This window comes from Dyadobacter sp. CY323, assembly GCF_021390245.1.
Lineage (GTDB): Bacteria > Bacteroidota > Bacteroidia > Cytophagales > Spirosomataceae > Dyadobacter.
In genome coordinates, this window is sequence record NZ_JAJUXH010000031.1 from 15,703 (window position 1) to 32,924 (window position 17,222).

Sequence of the window (17,222 nt, forward strand, 5' to 3'; positions counted from 1 at the left end):
TGGCCAGGACAGCTTTGAGCTAGATAAAGCGGTAATTCCGAAATTCGAACAGCCGTTTTCCGGTCTTTTTTTCAAACCAATATAACAATGCATCTTTTAACCGGAACTTCTTTTTGGTAATATCAAGATCTACTTTCCAGTTTTGCCGGGCAATCCGCTCGTGCATCACTTTTGGATGTGTCTCCTCAAACCGTTTAATGGAGTCGAATTCACCATAATCAAACACATCTTCCGATTTCATGATCTTTTCCCACTCTTTATCCTCGTTCCAGAACCGGCTGACATTTTTCATTTTCGTTTTCATTTGCGCCGGACTTTTTACCCAGCCATAATGATAAACGGCCGCGCCCGAATGCTTGACATTCAGCTTGGTACGGCCTTTACGAAAACCCTGAGCGTCACGAAATGCCGAAATGGGCTCTCCTGTCGGCATTTTCTCATTTCTGATAATACGGATTTCTCGGCGGTACCATTTGCGGCTGTCACCTACGTAATCATAAGTCCCGTAAAAATGCACGTAGTCGAAAACCAGGCCTTCCACCTGCATTTCATTTACATATTGGTTGCAGGAATCGAGAATAGCGCCATGGTATTTTTCATGTACCACCTCATCACCCTGAATGTAAAATGCCCAGTCGGAATCGGCGGATATTTGCTTCAACGCTTTGTCCGTTTCCACTGCAAGTACTTTCCCGCCAGCTCGCAAAGACATATCCCATTCCGACTCCACGATCCTGATCTTGTCGGACTTGATAGACCGGATGAGTTCCAATGTTGCATCGTCGCTATACCCCACACTCACCAGCATTTCATCCACGACCGGCAATATAGACGTGATCGCCTCAACGATGGGATAGTCGTTAACAACGGCGTTTCTGATGATTGTGAATCCGGAAATTTTCAAGGTACGCTGGAAATTATAGTAGTCTGTTACCCACCGTTTTCGGGCAGATGACTCATTTGAATGTGGCAAAGTTAAGCGATTCGCTCTAAGAATTCTCCTTGAATTTTCGGCTCAAACCGTGTAGATTTGTTTTCCTTCAATTCTGAGTTTTCCTCTCAGAATTACATAACGTTATCTAAAACTGATCCCCGTAAATCATTAAACCAATTATGTCACAAGCAATTACGCGCCAGGAACCCCTGCTGACCGAAGACCCGTTGCGGTTTGTTTTATTTCCGATCAAACATTCCGATATATGGGAAATGTACAAACGGCACGAGGCTTCATTCTGGACTGCTGAGGAGATTGATTTGTCGCAGGATATGAAGGATTGGGAGAACTTGTCGGATGGTGAGAGGCATTTTATTTCTCACGTACTCGCTTTTTTCGCTGCGTCCGATGGTATAGTGAATGAAAACCTGGCGGTTAACTTTCTGAGCGAAGTACAATATGCAGAAGCGAAATGCTTTTACGGCTTCCAAATCGCAATGGAAAATATCCATTCGGAAACTTACTCGCTCCTGATCGACACGTACATTAAAGATCCTTCTGAAAAAGACCATTTACTTCGTGCCATTGAAACCGTTCCATGTGTTGGTAAAAAGGCAGAATGGGCGTTGAAATGGATTAACAGTCCGGTTTTTGCGGAACGCATCATTGCATTCGCAGCTGTGGAGGGGATTTTCTTCTCGGGTTCTTTCTGTTCCATATTCTGGTTGAAAAAACGCGGTTTAATGCCGGGACTTTCTTTTTCTAATGAGTTGATTTCCAGGGACGAAGGCTTGCATTGCGAATTTGCCTGCTTGCTTTATACGCGCCATATCGTCAATCAGCTTGATCCTGCAAGAGTAATCGAAATTATGCTTGACGCTGTTGAAATTGAAAAAGAATTCATCACCGAGGCTCTGCCGGTTTCCCTGATCGGAATGAATGCCGAATTGATGAAACAATACATCGAATACATTGCCGATTTCTGGCTGGAAAGATTAGGCTGCGAAAAGCAATTCGGATCAGCTAACCCATTCGACTTTATGGAGTTGATTTCACTTCCAGGAAAAACAAACTTTTTTGAAAAACGTGTCGGAGAATACCAGAAAGCGGGTGTTATGAGCGGCGTGAAAGATAAAGATTCGGGGCATAAAATTTCGTTCGATTCCGATTTTTAAAACGGCGAAGACTTGCCAGGTTTTGGCGAAGACTTACCAGGTTTTGAAAACCTGGTAAGTCTAATCTCCGGCCCCCAACTCCTTCCAAATCAATTCACTCTCATACCCTTTCCCCAAAGCAAACCTTGCGAGTTTTTGTTTAAGTTTAAACGGATCATTTTCCGTTTTTTCCAGCAAAACTTTCTTTTTTTCTAAAAGCGTTCTCAATCCTTCAACATACGCTTTATCCTCAATTTCATTCATTCCCTTCTCAATGCTGTAATTACTCAGCCCGCGTCGTTTCAGCTCGTTCCTGATCTTCATCCGTCCCCAGTTTTTGATCCGGAACTTTCCACCGGCATAGGTTTTCGCGAAACGTTCTTCACTGAGGTAATTCATGGAAATCAGCTCCGCAATGAGTTCATCAGCCTCATCTCCCCACACTTTCCATTTTTGCAGACGCTGTTTTACTTCATCCTGGGTCCGTTCCTGATAGGCACAATATGAAGCGATTTTTTGCAGGATCAGGCGGTCCATGAAATGAAATTTTACATTAAATATTCTTAACAACGCGCAAGAATAAAGAAAATATCAGTGACGAATACCTATTTTTGAAATTATAAAAACACCCCTAACCCCATCACAAAACCTGACTGCGATGAATTTCCAAAGAAGGTCTTTTCTAAAACTTTTGCCTGCATTACCTGGAATCAGTCTGCTGGACAAAATCGAATCTCCTCATGCCCCAGCCCGGATTTCACTGCGCTTTATAGTCGCCTCCGACGGGCATTATGGCCAGCCAAATACAGACTTCAAGACATTCCATTCGGACTTAATTGGCTGGGTTAACCGTGAAAAGTTACAAAAAGGAGTTGATTTTCTGTTTTTCAATGGCGACCTCATTCATGACGAGCCTACCTTACTTTACGACTTCAAAAAAACGATTTCAAACCTGAGCGTACCGTTTTATGTAAGTCGCGGGAATCATGATAAAGTGGGTTTGGATGTCTGGGAAAGCACCTGGGGCTATCCCACCAATCACAGTTTCGCGAAAGGTGAATACGCATTTATCATAGGTGATACCTCCAATGAAAAAGGGGAATATGTGTGCCCGAATGCGGCTTGGCTGAAAACCGAAATCGCCAAATACAGCGAAAAGAAAGGCATTTTTGTATTCCTTCACATCACTCCGGCCAAATGGACAGTGAATGGGATTGAATGTAAGGAAGTGATTGAGCTATTTGAAAAAACGCCGAATGTAAAAGCAATTTTCAACGGCCACGACCACGATCAGGATAGCACTAAAATCTACGGCAAGAAACCTTACTTTTTCGACGGCCATTTCGGCGGAAACTGGGGAACTGCCTACAAAGGCTACCGCATTGTTGAAATTTACGAAGATCATACCTGGCAATCCTACCAATATAACCCTACGGCCGCACCGATTTTGAATACCTTTTCGGGGAAAAGCTGAGCGAGGAGAAGAAGGCTTCCCAAGTCTTTAAGACTTGGGAAGCCTTACGTTTTTATATCCTACGCCCGCAAACTGGAAATCTTCTTATAGTTTTCATTCAGTTTAGCTAGTAACGTTACCACTTTGAGGTGGTTAGCGATATGTATCCGCATTTCCAGAGTGACATTTTCCAGACATTCGTCAAACAAAAAACTTTCGATCATCAGGTTCATTGATTCTATTATTTCGCGGCTGGAGTCCGTCTGAAAAACCCTTTGACAACCTCGAACTGATTTATTAATAAATCAGCCTCGATTTTTACAGTCGAATTGTAATCTTTTTGGAAACTGGCTTGTGCATTCATTGTGGTAGTGTTTATAGTTTGAAATAAAATTTGTAGGAAAATCCGATAAATTATGTGCAAAAAAATTTAGTCTAGAAAAAATAGAACTTCTGTCCTGACTTCAACTCTCCCAAAATCTTCTAGAATGCTTTTCATTCTCTTTTCTGAAATACCTTGATTGTAGGTGAAATCTCTCCACGCGGTAGTCAATCTTCCCTTCTTCATGTCCGGAGGAAGATCAGGATAAATTTCTGTTAACCACCATTTGAACGCTTCCGTAACGGATGCAAACTTCTTCATTTCAAAAGTATCAATTTGTAGGAAAATCCGATAAGAAATGTCGGATTTATTTTCAAAACTATAAAAAAGGCAGTGTTGCCAAAGCCATGAGCTTTAAACTTCATTCATTTGCCATACAAATTTACTCAATTACTTCCCTTCTTGTAAATTACAGAAACATTCACCTCAAACTCATATCTCTCCATAATCGATATCATTCTTTTCTGTGATATCCCTTGCTTGTAGGTGAAGCTTCGCCATGCACTCACTAATTCGCCTTTCTTTTCTTCGGCCGGCTATTTCTTGTAAATGTGCTCTAAGAACCAGGCGAATGCGTCTTCAATGGATTTAAAAGACTTTGTCATAATGTGTGTATATTTTTAAACTCAAAGAACTTGGACTCTTGCGTCACACCTCATCGATATTACCCAACTGTAATCCTTTTCCTCGTTGAATAGGCTTATCAGATTTATATACTCTGGTTCCATAGCCTAGTGGCTTATTCTCCGGGTTTGCATTATATATCTCTTTCGCTGAACGGATTAATTTCAAAGCAGCTTCCAATCGTTCCTCCGGCGTTTTTGACCGCCAATATTCTTTATCGTATCCGGGAAGATCTTCGAATTTGGACGTTTTGATGATCTTGCTCATAGTCTTGATATTCAATTTCCCTAATATAACAGATCAACTGCGGAACGTAAGACTTCCAAAGTCTTGAAGACTTGGCAAGTCTGTCTCGCGGAATCCAATCAAATCACCTTAATCAGATGATTCTTCTTCCCTTTGGAAATCAGCAAAAAGCGATTTTGTAACAAGCTGAATTCTGCCAAAGCTTGCTCGGCAGAAGCGACTTTTACTTTATTCACACTAACCGCATTCTGCTGGATCGCGCGACGCGCCTCACCTTTTGAGGAGTATATTTCAGAGCGTGTTACTGTCGAAATCAAGTCCAGAATATTCGTTGTTTCATTCCATTCGGCCAATGTAATCTCTGTTTGCGGCACACCATTAAAAATGGTATCAAATTCGTCTTCGGCAATGCTTTGCAGCGTTTCCAAAGTCGCTTTTCCGAACAATACTTCCGATGCTTTTAAAACCAACTGATATGCTTTCTCAGAATGTATGCGGGAAGTCAGCTCGGCAGCCAATGCTTTTTGCATAATTCGTAAATGCGGCCCGGCAGCGTGGCTGGTCTCTAATGCTTCAATGTCTTCACGGCTTTTCAATGAGAAAACGCGCAGGTATCTAGGCAGATCTTCGTCACTTTGATTTAACCAAAACTGGTAAAATTCATAAGGTGATGTTTTTTCAGCATCCAGCCAGATATTACCTCCCTCACTTTTACCGAATTTCGAACCATCGGATTTTGTCAAAAGCGGTGTAGTTAATGCATATGCTTTGAAATAACCTTCTTCATCGCCTTCTTTCCGCCGGATAATTTCGGTACCAGTCGTAATGTTGCCCCATTGATCCGAACCGCCCATTTGCAGCCGGACATTTTTGTTTTTATATAAATGATAAAAATCGTAGCCCTGCAAAAGCTGGTATGAAAATTCGGTAAATGAAATGCCTGTCTCAAGACGCTTTTTCACCGAGTCTTTGGACATCATATAATTGACACTCAGAAACTTACCGGCGTCTCTCAGAAACTGTAAAAAGCCAATATCTTTAAACCAATCATAGTTATTAACCATTTCCGCAGAGTTGGCACCACAATCGAAATCGAGAAATTGTTCGAGCTGTTTCCGTATTCCTTCCTGATTAAACCGCAGCGTATCTTCATCCAGAAACGATCGTTCAGATGCTTTAAATGACGGATCGCCGATCATTCCCGTGGCGCCACCCACCAATGCAAAAGGCTTATGGCCAGCGCGTTGGAAATGTACCAGTAGCATGATCGTGGCAAGGTTACCGATGTGCAGAGAAGACGCCGTCGGATCGAAACCAATGTAGCCGGAAGTCATTTCTTTATTCAGCTGCTCGTGGGTGCCTGGCATCATATCATGCAGCATTCCACGCCATTTCAGCTCTTCAATAAAATCAGTGGTCATTTTATTCTTTACTTGTTTTGAAATCGAAGCGCAAAGGTAAACGTAATCGTTTTTAAAACTTTGCAAACCGTGGAGGATTTGAGAATCGGCCGGACTTATTATTCCAAATCTGCCTATTTTAGCATGATTAACAGATTTTCATGGATCAAATTATCATAAAAGCGGCCGGAAAGTATTTTACAGCCTGCATTAGCTGCATGTTACTTTGTATCGGAGAAGTTTACGGGCAAACGACCTATTGTAATCCGATGGACATTGATTACAAATACAATTTTGAGCAGCTCAATGAACAGATCAGCTACCGTTCCGGGGCCGATCCGGTGATTATTAATCATAAAAACGAATACTTCCTTTTTGTGACTATTTCCGGCGGATACTGGCACTCCAAAGACATGATCCATTGGAAGTACCTGACTGCCAACCGCTGGCCTTTCGAAGACATGTGCGCACCTGCGGCTGTTTCCGTTCGCGACACACTGTTTCTCTTTCAATCCACATTCGAGTCCCGTCCCATTCTGTATTCCGTTGCTCCTGAAAAAGGCATTTGGGAGTTTTATAACCGGTGGACGCCCAGGTTACCGAAAGACATCGGCCCGTGGGACCCGGCGCTTTTTCATGATCCGGACACAGACAAATGGTATATGTACTGGGGCTCCTCGAATGTCTACCCCATCTTCGGATCGGAGCTTGATTATTCCAAAAAGCTTGCATTTAAAGGTCAGTATCAGGCTATGTTTTGGTTAAACCAATATGAACATGGCTGGGAACGTTTCGGCCCAAACCATTCAGATCCATTCAAACCATTCACGGAAGGTGCCTGGATGACGAAACATAAAGGCAAATATTACCTTCAGTATGGCGCGCCCGGGACGGAATACAATGTGTATGCCAATGGTACGTATGTCGGAAATGCGCCGCTCGGGCCATTTACTTATGCGCCATATAATCCGGTTTCTTACAAGCCGGGCGGTTTTGCAACCGGCGCCGGGCATGGCAATACGTTTCAGGACAATTACGGAAATTACTGGAATACCGGAACGACCTGGATCGGTCTCAATTGGGCAATGGAGCGTCGGATTGTAATGTATCCGGCCGGATTTGACAAAGACGGACAGATGTTCTCAAATACCCGGTTTGGCGATTTTCCACATAAAATGACAACGAAAACGTGGAGTGGAAAAGGAGATGAATTATTTACAGGCTGGATGCTTTTATCCTATAAAAAACCTGCAACTGCCTCATCTACATTGGATTCCAACGCAGCAAGTAAAATCACCGATGAAAACCCAAGAACTTTTTGGGCTGCAAAACAGAACAAGCCTGGTGAAACTCTGACAATCGACCTTCAAACCGAGCAAGAAGTAAAAGCCATCCAAATCAATTATACGGACTATAAATCGGACATTTTTGATAATAAGCCGGAAAAGGTTTATACCCAATTCAAAATATTAACATCGAAAGATGGTAAAAACTGGGAATTGGCGAGCGACCTGTCGGCTGAGCCAAAACGGGACAGACCGTGTGCGTACATCGAGCTACCGAAACCCATTAAAGCGCGTTACGTACGATATGAGCACATTCATGTAGCTTCAACGATCTTAGCGATCAGCGAATTTCGTGTGTTTGGAAATGGGTTTGGAAAGGTGCCTGAGAAACCTAAAACTTTTAATGCAGTTCGGCAAAAAGATGCTCGAAATGCAGATTTAACCTGGGAAAAAGTACCGGATGTGATTGGATACAACGTACTTTGGGGCATTGCGCCGGACAAACTTTATCAGACCTACCAGTTCTGGAACGATGATCCAAATACATTTGAACTGCGCGCATTAAATGTGGGCGTGCCTTATTACTTTGCGATTGAGGCTTTTAACGAAAATGGCGTTTCCGCAGTGAGTGAGGTTGTTGCGGTCAAGTAATCAGACGGTCTCTTCATCTGGAATGAAGACAATGTTTTCGTAAATGGCAGACAAAGGAATTTCCAGATCAAGCTTTTCAAAATGTATCACATCCCTTTCATTATCAAATGTCTGGTAAGTCCAGATTTCAGGTTGATCTGTACGAATGTACAATTCTACATAGTGTTCGTTTTGTGAAACCAGCATGTAATAGTCAAGTGAATCTATTTGCTTATATCTTCTGAGTTTGAAACCCCGATCGTAAGTAGCTGAGGATTTTGATAAAACCTCCACTAAAATGGATGGTCTTTTAACAATATATGTCCCTGCACGATCTTCTGGTGAGCAGGTTACAATAACATCTGGATAGGGGTAATAGAAGTTTTTGATTGCTTCAACCTTGATATTTTCTGCAAAAACGTCACAGCCAGCCGGCAAAAACTTTCTTTCGAAAAGATTTCGCAAACGTCCGACAATCCGGTTATGATTCATCGTAGTACCGGCCATAGCGAAGATTTCACCGTCATAATATTCATGACGGATTTCGCTTTTCGCCTCCATTTCGAGGTATTCGGATACGGTGTATTTCGTTTTTGCCATTTGTGCTTGTCCCATGTGTATAGAGCGTTAGGTGAAGGTGGCAAATTACCCGATCGCCCTTTAAAATCACAATCCGATTATCCTTCGGTATTAAGCCAAATTAAGGAACTATCCCCATAACTCAAAAACCGGTATTCTTTTTCAAATGCCTCTGAATAAATCTTCCTCCAATCTTTTCCCACAAATGCAGCGACAAGCAGAATGAGCGTGGAGCCGGGCTGGTGGTAATTGGTAATGAGCGCTTTGCAAAGCTGAAATTTATAGCCGGGAAAAATGAAGATCTCGGTTTCTCCGGTCAGCTGATCTATTTTTTGATCATCCATAAAATCTGCGATCGCATTTAATGATTGGGCGGCAGATGGAAGTTCAGTGCCCAGCAACGGATACGGATACAGTTTTTCAATCTGAAAATCAGTCGTTTCTTTTCTTAAAAGTTTCACACCGAACCAGTATAAACTTTCGAGAGAGCGCAAAGAAGTTGTGCCCACGGGAACGATCATCCCGGAAGAATGGATCAGTTCGCCTATCGACTTTCTTGAAAAAACAATTTGCTCGGAATGCATCCGATGCTCCGTCACCGAAGTGACTTTGATTGGCAAAAAGGTACCAGCGCCTACGTGAAGTGTTAGAAACGCCCTTTTGATATTCCTTACCTCTAATTTTTCAAATACCTTTTCCGTGAAATGTAATCCGGCAGTCGGAGCTGCGACGGCGCCGTCGTGGTGGGCATATACGGTTTGATACGTTTGAGAATCTTGTTCCTCCGTATCGCGGTTCAGGTAAGGTGGTAATGGAATTTGACCTAAGCCCTTTACAATTTCAAGAAATGTAAAATCGCCCGTCCAGCTCAACTGAACATGATTACGATCATAATCGACATAGGCTGCCTGCAATGCAACCGGCTCGCCATTTATCTGTATTTCAGCGTTCAGAATGTCTTTTAGTTTCCAGCGTTTCTTATTTCCGATCATGCATTCCCAGACACATTGCTGTCTCACAAGCATCGCGTCATTGATGATCCGGGTAGGAAGCTCGGGATGAAGTAGCAGCAGTTCGATCACCGCGCCAGTTTGTTTTCTAAAATATGCCCTGGCAGGAATGACCTTGGTATCGTTGAAAACAAGCAGCGTTTCCGAGGGAAGATTTGAAGGTAAATCGGAGAAATGCTGATGAGTTATCGTCCCATTTTTATAGATCAGCAACTTCGACGAGTCGCGTTCTGCCAATGGATAATGCGCGATCCGATCGTCCGGCAAATCGTAAAAGTAATCTGCCAGATCAATGAATTCTGCCTTTTGCAGCCAGTCTCCATCGATTTCTTCAAGTCCGTTATTTGCCTGCATCCGCTATCAATCTTGTAAATGTTCGTCAGGAACGGGCGACCAGAGAAGCCGGAGCGGGAGTAAAAATACCAGAATAATCAGGCCTAGACCAGCGTAATAAACCCAGGAAAAGTCAAAAACATCCATCTTGTAATTCGTACTGTTGATGGTCGCTAATGCGAACAAACTAAATCCGATGATGGTATTAATAACCGCTACCAGACAATAAAGCCAGTTTACCAGATGCTCATTTAACTGTTCCCGGTGCTGTGCCCAGATTTTTTTGTTCAGGATCGGAAGATGATTGGGATCGACTTTCGGAATGTGCCGCGCAAAAGCCGCAATGATGACATTATTGAGGAGAAAAAGAGCCATAATAATGTAAAAAATATGCTCTTTATCGACATAAAGCTCAGCAAGACCTGTGCTGGAGAAATCGACCGCAACCATTTCCGGAAAAAGAGAATAGGTCCACAGCAATGCCCCAATGACAAACAGTACCGACATCCACCGCCAAACTTTTATCGCAAATGTTGTAATTTTCATGAATTCGTAACCTCAAAAAGGTTTTATTTCGCCATAGTAAATCAGGCCGCAAAATTAGGTTGGGGAGTTTCTAAAACCTAATTGATAATGGTTAACTTTGGCAACAGACATTGCCTTTTACACCACACACTAGTTAGTAAATGATTGAATTTGGTTGGGATCAGAATAATATTAAACACGTTTGTGAGGATTATCCTGAGCGACGAAATACGGTATCCGACGTGGAAAGTGTTTTTTTATGATCCAGATTTCATGGTTATCCGGAAACTACAGAGTGGTGATGAATTAAGGTTTTACGCCGCTGGCAGGAACAGCTCGGGATTTCTTAAAGTTGTGGTTATATTACAAATAATAACAAGCTACGGCCAATCAGTTGCTGGCCAGCAAATTCTCAAACAAAAAGAACATACTATGAAACTTCGAAAACTAAGACCATTGCTGTTATGATCAATCAGCATACAAAAAAGAAAAGAGGGAAATTGAAAAAGAATTAAATGAAAGTAAAGGACCATTCTACACACTTCCGCAAACCATCGAAATGAGCCGCAATGAAAATCTACACAAAGACCGGCGATAAAGGCACGACGTCGCTCATCGGCGGTACCCGCCTCAGCAAGGCACACGTGAGAATCGAAGCCTACGGAACTGTCGATGAATTGAATAGTTACATTGGAATGCTCCGCGACCAGCCTGTCAATGAAAATCGCAGGGATCAGTTGAAAGAAATACAGGATCGCCTCTTCACAATTGGTTCGCATCTAGCCTCAGAACCCGAACAAACGAAACGCATACTTCCCGACCTGGAAGAAAAGGACATTATCTCTTTGGAAACCGAAATGGACCGGATTGATGCCAAAATCCCCCCTTTGCGCGCATTTATTTTGCCCGGCGGACATCAATCCGTATCATTTGGTCACCTGGCCAGGACCGTATGCCGCCGCGCCGAGCGCGCCGTGATCCATTTACAGCAAGGCGAAGAGGTGGAAGCCATCGTGATCCGCTACCTCAACCGGCTTTCGGACTATCTCTTTATGCTTTGTCGCGCAATGACTTACGAGTTGCAGGCAGAAGAAGTGATGTGGGTGCCAAGGGTTTCTCCAAAAAAATAATTGTTATACTAAATATCGATTATTTACAGATTAAATTTTTTAAATTGCATGACTCGAGAAAATCGGAACAATACCCTTTTTAAGCGCTTTTGAAAAATTAAAATTCTGGCATTATGACAGCCGAGACAGTGCAAATTGAAGTTCAGCAAACCAGCAAATCGCGTTTGCAAGAGGTTGATTTTAACAACCTTGTATTTGGACGGAACATCTCCGACCATATGTTTATCGCCGAGTACCGCGACGGTCAATGGCAGGATCCCCGCATCGTTCCTTATGGCGACCTCGCGTTAAGTCCGGCAACCGCTGCGTTGCATTACGGTCAGGCGATTTTTGAGGGTATGAAAGCCTATAAAAATGACGAAGGCGAAGTACTTCTTTTCCGCGCGATTGATAACTGGAAAAGGCTAAACAAGTCTGCTGAACGTCTTTGCATGCCGACTATCCCGGAAGAAATTTTCATGAACGGACTTACTGAATTGCTGCGTTTGGATGCAGGTTGGGTCCCTTCCCAGCCAGGATGTTCGCTGTACATTCGTCCATATATGTTCGCTACTGATCCGTATATTGGTGTCAAACCATCTGATTCATATTACTTTATCATATTCACAAGTCCGGTGGGCACCTACTATGCGAAACCTCCGCGCGTGAAAGTTGAAACGCATTTCATCCGCGCAGCCGAAGGTGGTGTTGGAGCAACGAAGTGTGCTGGTAACTATGCCGGCTCACTTTATCCGGCTAAACTCGCTCAGGAAGAAGGTTACGATCAGCTGATCTGGACCGACGCCCGCGAACATGCATATATTGAAGAATCGGGAACGATGAATATTATGTTTATCCTGGATGGAAAACTGGTAACTCCATATGTTTCCGAAACCACCCTCGACGGTATCACCCGCAAAAGTATCGTCGCCATTGCACAGCATTGGGGAATTCCAGTTGAAGAACGAAGGGTAAGTGTGAAGGAAATCGTTGACGGATTGAAAGATGGCTCTCTGGAAGCGGCATTCGGTGCAGGTACTGCCGTGGTTATCTCTCCGTTTGCAACCATTGCCTACGAAGGTGTGGATTACGCACTTCCGGAAATCAAAGAAGATTCATTTGTAAACAAAGTAAAAACGTATCTGACTGACTTGCGCACCGGTAAACAAGAAGATGTTTTCGGCTGGATGTTAAAAGTGTAGTTTCAGGAATTCAGCAAATATAGAAAGCTTATATTGAGAAGTTTAGAAACTTCAAAATATAAGCTTTCCCTTTTTTACAAAGTCTGCGGGTGTTAATATACCCGTTTGTCTTTTTATAAACCTGCTGAAAGACGAACCCTGACATGGGGCATCTTTTTATTTTTTATTCTAATTTTGAAATTCACGCGACTTCTACCAATATCGTTTCAATATGATACCATCATTTACCGCAGCAGCCGATAAGGATGTTGTTTTTGAAAAAGTCCAGCAGTTTATCAATGAGCAAGGATTTACAGTAGTCAGTAAGGACCATTCACGGCCGTGGGGTGGTTTTTTTGTGTTGGAAGAAAGTGAAGCACCAAAATTCATCTCGACATTTTTCCCTCATCTTTCGCTGGAAGATTTCGCCGGGTATGAAAAACTCAGTCCGAAAATACTGGTTGTGGCACCCAATAAACGCCTTTCCTGGCAGTATCACCACAGACGTGCCGAGATATGGAAAGTAATTGGCGGCAACGCAGGGATCGTGATCAGCGATACCGATGAAGAAACCGAACTTCAGCAATTGCCAATCGGAACAGTAATTGACCTGAAAAAAGGAGAGCGCCACCGTTTGGTCGGCGTTGACGAATGGGGTATTGTAGCTGAAATCTGGCAGCACACCGACCCGGCAAATCCTTCCGACGAAGACGATATCGTTCGTGTTCAGGATGATTTTGGAAGGTGATGAATTTAAAACAGATTGGTCCATTAAAATCTAGTCAAATATGAAATTCGGTAAAGTTGATAATCCTGACGATGTTGATTTTAAATTGCCGGACGATCCCGCTTTCAACAAGGAGTTGCTGGCGGCGGCTGGGAACAATGGAAAACCGAACATTTATATTGGATGTGCCAAATGGAACAAAGCCGATTTGAAAACCTTTTACCCAAAAGGTACAAAAGACGAACTTGCTTATTACGCGACCCAATTCAACAGCATTGAACTGAATGCCACTTTTTATAATAATTTCCCGATAGAAACCATCGAATCGTGGTACAATAAAACGCCGCCGGGATTCCGGTTTTTTCCAAAAGTGCATCAGGGAATAAGTCATTGGAAACGGCTCAAAGATGCCAAAGAACCGATGGAGCTTTACCTGGACGGGATCGCGCATTTGCAGGAAAAACTCGGCATGATATTCCTGCAAATGCCCGATAATTTCGGTCCGAAAAACTGGGAATCACTGAAAAATTTCCTGGAAGAATGGCCTTCCGGCTTTCCGTTGGCATTGGAACTACGCCATACACAATGGTATGATGGGTCATTTAATACCGAAGAAATGTATGAAGTGATGCAAAGAAAAAACATCAGCCACATTATTACGGATTCAGCTGGCCGTCGTGATTTGCTTCATATGCGACTTACTACTCCCACTGCTTTTATCCGTTACAACGGCGCTAATGTGGATTCCGACTACACCCGACTTGATGATTGGTTCGAAAGGCTGGAACAATGGGTGGAACAAGGCATTGAGAACATTTACTTTTTTGTTCACCAGAATCATGAAGAAGCTTCTCCCCTGTTGTCCGGTTATCTGATCCGGAAATTCAATGAAAAACTGGGAACGGATCTTAAAGTACCACTGAACCCTCTTGCACCTCAGCCAAAATTATTTTAGGTGTAACTGTTTTGTTACCAATCAGTTAAGATTAATAGAAACTCCTTGTTCGGGATAAATGAGGTTGATACCTAATGGATTTTCTCCATTAAGCTGAGACTTAATTGTTTGTTCGTTGTTGCCCGTAGGTTTAATATGCGTTACGATCACATTCAGGTTTTTCAGCTGACCCTTTCCGGCCAGATTTTCCAGTTTACCCAGTTCTTTCATGAACCAGGCCGGTGTTAAATGACCGTATAATTGCCTGTCCGGCTGGGAATTAGGATAGGATACTTCCAGAAAAACACCTTTCAATTTTTTATCCCGGACCAGTGGCGTAACTGCTCTCCAAACGTTTTCCAGGTTAGTACCTTTTTCCACTTCATCGGGGCCGGTATCTCCAAAATAGAGCAGATAACTTTCTCCGCTTTTAATCAAAAAAGCCGCACTTTCATATGGGTTGGAGTGGCTGAGCCTGAATGCCTGCACCGACATTCCCGTATGGTCAATCGGTTGGCTCTGATTTTCAACCAATACATTATACTTATATTTTTTCAATGCCGGCGCTGCACCTTCATTTCCGAGATTCGGCCAGCTTTGCCAATTGAAATAATGCGTTTTAATGGTCTCAATGCAATGCTCAAAACCGTAGACATTCTTTGTGCTATCATCTACCGAATTGATGATCATACCCGACAAATGATCCAGATGCGGATGACTGATGAAATACGCTTTAATGTATTTTCTCAAAACTTCATCCTGCGGGACTGAAAATGCCTTCTGAGAAATCGCTATGGCAATCCCATGACTTACTGTGCCTGCGTCCAGACAAACATAGTTGTTTGAACCATTTGGGGCGACCATGTAGGCCGATAAATTCCCATCATCACCCCCGCCTTTTACTCCGAGCGGAACAACTCTGAATCCATTTTGACCAAAACTAAAACTGTTAAAAACGAGTATAATGACTGCAAGGCAAAAAGAGATTCGCATGATTTTTTATTAAACAGGATTTCTGCGCCGGACGCTTCCGATTAAAGGTAGGAAATTGTTTTAATTTGCCGGAAGAAACAAAAATAGTCCGTCCTGGGCATGCCTACACTTATCAGCGAGCTTCGGACAACAATCAAATATGATCACCATCATCCGTACTAACAGCGATAATCCGGATTTTCAAAAGCTAACCAGCAAGCTGGATATCGAACTTTGCCGCATTTATAATACCCAGCCAGAAGATTATGAAGAGTATAACCGGATCACGGATCTTAAAACAGTCATCCTGGCGTACTTTAATGATGAACTAGTGGGTTGTGGATGCTTTAAACAGTTTAATGGAACCACGATCGAACTAAAAAGAATGTATGTCGACCCGGCTTTCAGAGGGAAAGGCGCTGCATCCGCGATGGTAAGAGAATTGGAAAAATGGGGCATTGAGCTGGGAAACAGCATTGCCGTTTTGGAAACTGGTACTGGTCAGCCCGAAGCGATTTCGATGTACCATAGACTCGGTTATTCAGACACGGAAAACTACCTGGGGGAAACGGGACACAGTATTTGCATGAAAAAAGTGCTTTGACAATAGATTAACTTAACCATACCAACATGAAATCTTCCGGACTGAGAACCACAATTTACAAGGTAGCCGACATGGATGCGGCCAAAGATTGGTACACAAAAGCATTTGAAACTGCTCCGTATTTTGATGAACCGTTCTACATTGGGTTCAACATTTCAGGCTATGAACTTGGCTTGCAGCCGGAGGAAATTGACTCTGATGCAAAAACGGCCAATGTAACCACTTACTGGGCAACAGAAAATATCGATCCGGATTATCAGGATCTGATTGAGCTGGGGGCGACTGCGCATGAACCGCCCGAAAATGTAGGAGGTGACATTGTAGTAGCATCCGTAAAAGATCCCTGGGGAAATGTGGTCGGGCTCATTTACAATCCTGAGTTTACGCTGAGTTGAAAACTAAATATGCTGTAAGATAAAGTCAGCAGGTATATCGAGCTTGGTATGGACCGCTTTTATAAAGGGAATATCGGGCCTCTGTTTTCCATTTAAAATCAGTGAAAGCTTTGCATCACTGACGCCCAGCGTTCTGGCAAGCTCATTTTGCTTTAACCTCAGTTCATACATGCGCAGCTCGATCATGCCCTGAAATGTCCGCGGAGGTTCGATGTAGTAATGTTCTTTTTCGTAGGCCTGGGCAGCGAGAGCCATTCTTCTCAGCTCCTTAGCTTCTGTATCCGATATATTGGCCTCACCTTTATTCATGATATCCAATATATTTTCCATAATGAGCTCATACTGTTGCTCACTCGTGATTTTTTCGAATTCCATACTCAGCTCCATATTATTTCCTTTTAAAAAGTATTGTTGAGGCATTTATATTGTCATATTCAGCATGGGTTCCAATAAAAAGGATATACATTGTTCTCACATTGAAGTTGATTAACGCGACTATTCTGTATTGATTTCCTTTTACATTGAAAACATATCTGTCATTTCCTACCGAATCAACAGAGTTGAAATCACGCTTGACATCATGGAAATGTGACCAATTTGCCTTTTCAACAATATCATACCAAACGTCCAGTGCCTCGAGGGATGCGTGATGCTTTTTCGCAAATTCCCGTATCATCCGGTAACTGATAACAACCATAGAGAGATAAGTGTGTGCTTTTAATAAAAATAGTTAAATTTTAGACT

21 protein-coding genes are annotated in these 17,222 nt (G+C 42.9%); 9 read left to right on the forward strand and 12 right to left on the reverse strand.

Annotated features, from left to right (window positions below):
* Positions 1-19: 19 nt before the first annotated feature.
* Positions 20-973 (reverse strand): glycosyltransferase family 2 protein, encoded by a 954-nt coding sequence (locus tag LZG72_RS27180; protein ID WP_310590575.1) that lies wholly within the window; start codon positions 971-973, stop codon positions 20-22.
* A gap of 140 nt (positions 974-1,113) precedes the next feature.
* Here LZG72_RS27180 and LZG72_RS27185 point away from each other — a divergent pair, with 140 nt between their 5' ends.
* Positions 1,114-2,109, forward strand: coding sequence for a ribonucleoside-diphosphate reductase small subunit (locus tag LZG72_RS27185; protein WP_233878304.1), 996 nt, complete (start codon positions 1,114-1,116; stop codon positions 2,107-2,109).
* A 60-nt stretch (positions 2,110-2,169) separates the two neighbouring features.
* On the opposite strand, the gene LZG72_RS27190 is transcribed toward LZG72_RS27185, so the two are convergent.
* Positions 2,170-2,625, reverse strand: a complete 456-nt coding sequence (locus LZG72_RS27190) for a regulatory protein RecX (protein WP_233878305.1) — start codon at positions 2,623-2,625, stop codon at positions 2,170-2,172.
* 121 nt (positions 2,626-2,746) lie between these two features.
* Between LZG72_RS27190 and LZG72_RS27195 the strand changes: the two genes are divergently transcribed.
* On the forward strand, positions 2,747-3,562 hold the full coding sequence (locus tag LZG72_RS27195; protein ID WP_233878306.1) for a metallophosphoesterase: 816 nt from the start codon (positions 2,747-2,749) through the stop codon (positions 3,560-3,562).
* 59 nt (positions 3,563-3,621) lie between these two features.
* Here the strand turns inward: LZG72_RS27195 and LZG72_RS27200 are convergent, their stop codons facing one another.
* The 4 genes from LZG72_RS27200 to tyrS all read right to left on the reverse strand — a co-directional run bounded on the left by LZG72_RS27200 (position 3,622) and on the right by tyrS (position 6,214).
* Positions 3,622-3,774, reverse strand: coding sequence for a hypothetical protein (locus LZG72_RS27200; RefSeq protein WP_233878307.1), 153 nt, complete (start codon positions 3,772-3,774; stop codon positions 3,622-3,624).
* A 197-nt stretch (positions 3,775-3,971) separates the two neighbouring features.
* Positions 3,972-4,184, reverse strand: a complete 213-nt coding sequence (locus tag LZG72_RS27205; protein ID WP_233878308.1) for a hypothetical protein — start codon at positions 4,182-4,184, stop codon at positions 3,972-3,974.
* 387 nt (positions 4,185-4,571) lie between these two features.
* The gene (locus LZG72_RS27210; RefSeq protein ID WP_233878309.1) at positions 4,572-4,814 is read right to left on the reverse strand and encodes a hypothetical protein; all 243 of its coding nucleotides are present in this window, start codon (positions 4,812-4,814) and stop codon (positions 4,572-4,574) included.
* Positions 4,815-4,912: 98 nt separating this feature from the next.
* The gene (tyrS, locus tag LZG72_RS27215) at positions 4,913-6,214 is read right to left on the reverse strand and encodes a tyrosine--tRNA ligase (protein ID WP_233878310.1); all 1,302 of its coding nucleotides are present in this window, start codon (positions 6,212-6,214) and stop codon (positions 4,913-4,915) included.
* A gap of 197 nt (positions 6,215-6,411) precedes the next feature.
* Here tyrS and LZG72_RS27220 point away from each other — a divergent pair, with 197 nt between their 5' ends.
* The gene (locus tag LZG72_RS27220) at positions 6,412-8,130 is read left to right on the forward strand and encodes a discoidin domain-containing protein (RefSeq protein ID WP_233878348.1); all 1,719 of its coding nucleotides are present in this window, start codon (positions 6,412-6,414) and stop codon (positions 8,128-8,130) included.
* On the opposite strand, the gene LZG72_RS27225 is transcribed toward LZG72_RS27220, so the two are convergent.
* The 3 genes from LZG72_RS27225 to LZG72_RS27235 form a co-directional block, all read right to left on the reverse strand.
* Complete coding sequence (locus tag LZG72_RS27225; protein WP_233878311.1) at positions 8,131-8,724, reverse strand: Uma2 family endonuclease; 594 nt, start codon at positions 8,722-8,724, stop codon at positions 8,131-8,133.
* A gap of 62 nt (positions 8,725-8,786) precedes the next feature.
* Positions 8,787-10,052: an S-adenosylmethionine:tRNA ribosyltransferase-isomerase gene (locus LZG72_RS27230; protein WP_233878312.1), complete on the reverse strand. Its 1,266-nt coding sequence runs from the start codon at positions 10,050-10,052 to the stop codon at positions 8,787-8,789.
* Positions 10,053-10,058: 6 nt separating this feature from the next.
* The gene (locus LZG72_RS27235) at positions 10,059-10,577 is read right to left on the reverse strand and encodes a hypothetical protein (RefSeq protein ID WP_233878313.1); all 519 of its coding nucleotides are present in this window, start codon (positions 10,575-10,577) and stop codon (positions 10,059-10,061) included.
* Positions 10,578-11,125: 548 nt separating this feature from the next.
* Between LZG72_RS27235 and LZG72_RS27240 the strand changes: the two genes are divergently transcribed.
* From LZG72_RS27240 to LZG72_RS27255, 4 genes are all read left to right on the forward strand, one after another.
* Positions 11,126-11,686, forward strand: a complete 561-nt coding sequence (locus LZG72_RS27240) for a cob(I)yrinic acid a,c-diamide adenosyltransferase (RefSeq protein ID WP_233878314.1) — start codon at positions 11,126-11,128, stop codon at positions 11,684-11,686.
* 113 nt (positions 11,687-11,799) lie between these two features.
* Positions 11,800-12,867, forward strand: coding sequence for a branched-chain amino acid aminotransferase (locus LZG72_RS27245; RefSeq protein WP_233878315.1), 1,068 nt, complete (start codon positions 11,800-11,802; stop codon positions 12,865-12,867).
* Positions 12,868-13,078: 211 nt separating this feature from the next.
* Positions 13,079-13,594, forward strand: coding sequence for a phosphoheptose isomerase (locus LZG72_RS27250; RefSeq protein WP_233878316.1), 516 nt, complete (start codon positions 13,079-13,081; stop codon positions 13,592-13,594).
* A 40-nt stretch (positions 13,595-13,634) separates the two neighbouring features.
* Entirely contained in the window at positions 13,635-14,528 is an 894-nt protein-coding gene (locus LZG72_RS27255) for a DUF72 domain-containing protein (protein WP_233878317.1), read from the forward strand.
* A 21-nt stretch (positions 14,529-14,549) separates the two neighbouring features.
* On the opposite strand, the gene LZG72_RS27260 is transcribed toward LZG72_RS27255, so the two are convergent.
* Positions 14,550-15,500: an MBL fold metallo-hydrolase gene (locus LZG72_RS27260; protein WP_233878318.1), complete on the reverse strand. Its 951-nt coding sequence runs from the start codon at positions 15,498-15,500 to the stop codon at positions 14,550-14,552.
* Between the two features lie 139 nt (positions 15,501-15,639).
* On the opposite strand from LZG72_RS27260, the gene LZG72_RS27265 reads away from it, so the two are divergent.
* Both LZG72_RS27265 and LZG72_RS27270 read left to right on the forward strand, forming a co-directional pair.
* Positions 15,640-16,083: a GNAT family N-acetyltransferase gene (locus LZG72_RS27265; protein ID WP_233878319.1), complete on the forward strand. Its 444-nt coding sequence runs from the start codon at positions 15,640-15,642 to the stop codon at positions 16,081-16,083.
* Between the two features lie 26 nt (positions 16,084-16,109).
* Positions 16,110-16,478: a VOC family protein gene (locus tag LZG72_RS27270; protein ID WP_233878320.1), complete on the forward strand. Its 369-nt coding sequence runs from the start codon at positions 16,110-16,112 to the stop codon at positions 16,476-16,478.
* 3 nt (positions 16,479-16,481) lie between these two features.
* Here LZG72_RS27270 and LZG72_RS27275 read toward each other — a convergent pair whose 3' ends face one another.
* Together LZG72_RS27275 and LZG72_RS27280 are read right to left on the reverse strand one after the other, a co-directional pair.
* Positions 16,482-16,865, reverse strand: coding sequence for a helix-turn-helix domain-containing protein (locus tag LZG72_RS27275; RefSeq protein ID WP_233878321.1), 384 nt, complete (start codon positions 16,863-16,865; stop codon positions 16,482-16,484).
* Position 16,866: 1 nt separating this feature from the next.
* Positions 16,867-17,175 carry a type II toxin-antitoxin system HigB family toxin gene (locus LZG72_RS27280; protein WP_233878322.1) on the reverse strand — a complete coding sequence of 103 codons (309 nt, stop codon included), beginning with the start codon at positions 17,173-17,175 and terminating at the stop codon, positions 16,867-16,869.
* Between the last annotated feature and the right edge of the window lie 47 nt (positions 17,176-17,222).

What these genes read in the sequence shown, in the direction of transcription:
- LZG72_RS27185 (WP_233878304.1), top strand. Translation starts at nt 1,114, where the DNA reads ATGTCACAAGCAATTACGCGCCAGGAACCCCTGCTGACCGAAGACCCG.
- LZG72_RS27190 (WP_233878305.1), bottom strand. Translation starts at nt 2,625, where the DNA reads ATGGACCGCCTGATCCTGCAAAAAATCGCTTCATATTGTGCCTATCAG.
- LZG72_RS27195 (WP_233878306.1), top strand. Translation starts at nt 2,747, where the DNA reads ATGAATTTCCAAAGAAGGTCTTTTCTAAAACTTTTGCCTGCATTACCT.
- LZG72_RS27200 (WP_233878307.1), bottom strand. Translation starts at nt 3,774, where the DNA reads ATGAACCTGATGATCGAAAGTTTTTTGTTTGACGAATGTCTGGAAAAT.
- LZG72_RS27205 (WP_233878308.1), bottom strand. Translation starts at nt 4,184, where the DNA reads ATGAAGAAGTTTGCATCCGTTACGGAAGCGTTCAAATGGTGGTTAACA.
- LZG72_RS27210 (WP_233878309.1), bottom strand. Translation starts at nt 4,814, where the DNA reads ATGAGCAAGATCATCAAAACGTCCAAATTCGAAGATCTTCCCGGATAC.
- tyrS (WP_233878310.1), bottom strand. Translation starts at nt 6,214, where the DNA reads ATGACCACTGATTTTATTGAAGAGCTGAAATGGCGTGGAATGCTGCAT.
- LZG72_RS27220 (WP_233878348.1), top strand. Translation starts at nt 6,412, where the DNA reads ATGTTACTTTGTATCGGAGAAGTTTACGGGCAAACGACCTATTGTAAT.
- LZG72_RS27225 (WP_233878311.1), bottom strand. Translation starts at nt 8,724, where the DNA reads ATGGGACAAGCACAAATGGCAAAAACGAAATACACCGTATCCGAATAC.
- LZG72_RS27230 (WP_233878312.1), bottom strand. Translation starts at nt 10,052, where the DNA reads ATGCAGGCAAATAACGGACTTGAAGAAATCGATGGAGACTGGCTGCAA.
- LZG72_RS27235 (WP_233878313.1), bottom strand. Translation starts at nt 10,577, where the DNA reads ATGAAAATTACAACATTTGCGATAAAAGTTTGGCGGTGGATGTCGGTA.
- LZG72_RS27240 (WP_233878314.1), top strand. Translation starts at nt 11,126, where the DNA reads ATGAAAATCTACACAAAGACCGGCGATAAAGGCACGACGTCGCTCATC.
- LZG72_RS27245 (WP_233878315.1), top strand. Translation starts at nt 11,800, where the DNA reads ATGACAGCCGAGACAGTGCAAATTGAAGTTCAGCAAACCAGCAAATCG.
- LZG72_RS27250 (WP_233878316.1), top strand. Translation starts at nt 13,079, where the DNA reads ATGATACCATCATTTACCGCAGCAGCCGATAAGGATGTTGTTTTTGAA.
- LZG72_RS27255 (WP_233878317.1), top strand. Translation starts at nt 13,635, where the DNA reads ATGAAATTCGGTAAAGTTGATAATCCTGACGATGTTGATTTTAAATTG.
- LZG72_RS27260 (WP_233878318.1), bottom strand. Translation starts at nt 15,500, where the DNA reads ATGCGAATCTCTTTTTGCCTTGCAGTCATTATACTCGTTTTTAACAGT.
- LZG72_RS27265 (WP_233878319.1), top strand. Translation starts at nt 15,640, where the DNA reads ATGATCACCATCATCCGTACTAACAGCGATAATCCGGATTTTCAAAAG.
- LZG72_RS27270 (WP_233878320.1), top strand. Translation starts at nt 16,110, where the DNA reads ATGAAATCTTCCGGACTGAGAACCACAATTTACAAGGTAGCCGACATG.
- LZG72_RS27275 (WP_233878321.1), bottom strand. Translation starts at nt 16,865, where the DNA reads ATGGAGCTGAGTATGGAATTCGAAAAAATCACGAGTGAGCAACAGTAT.
- LZG72_RS27280 (WP_233878322.1), bottom strand. Translation starts at nt 17,175, where the DNA reads ATGGTTGTTATCAGTTACCGGATGATACGGGAATTTGCGAAAAAGCAT.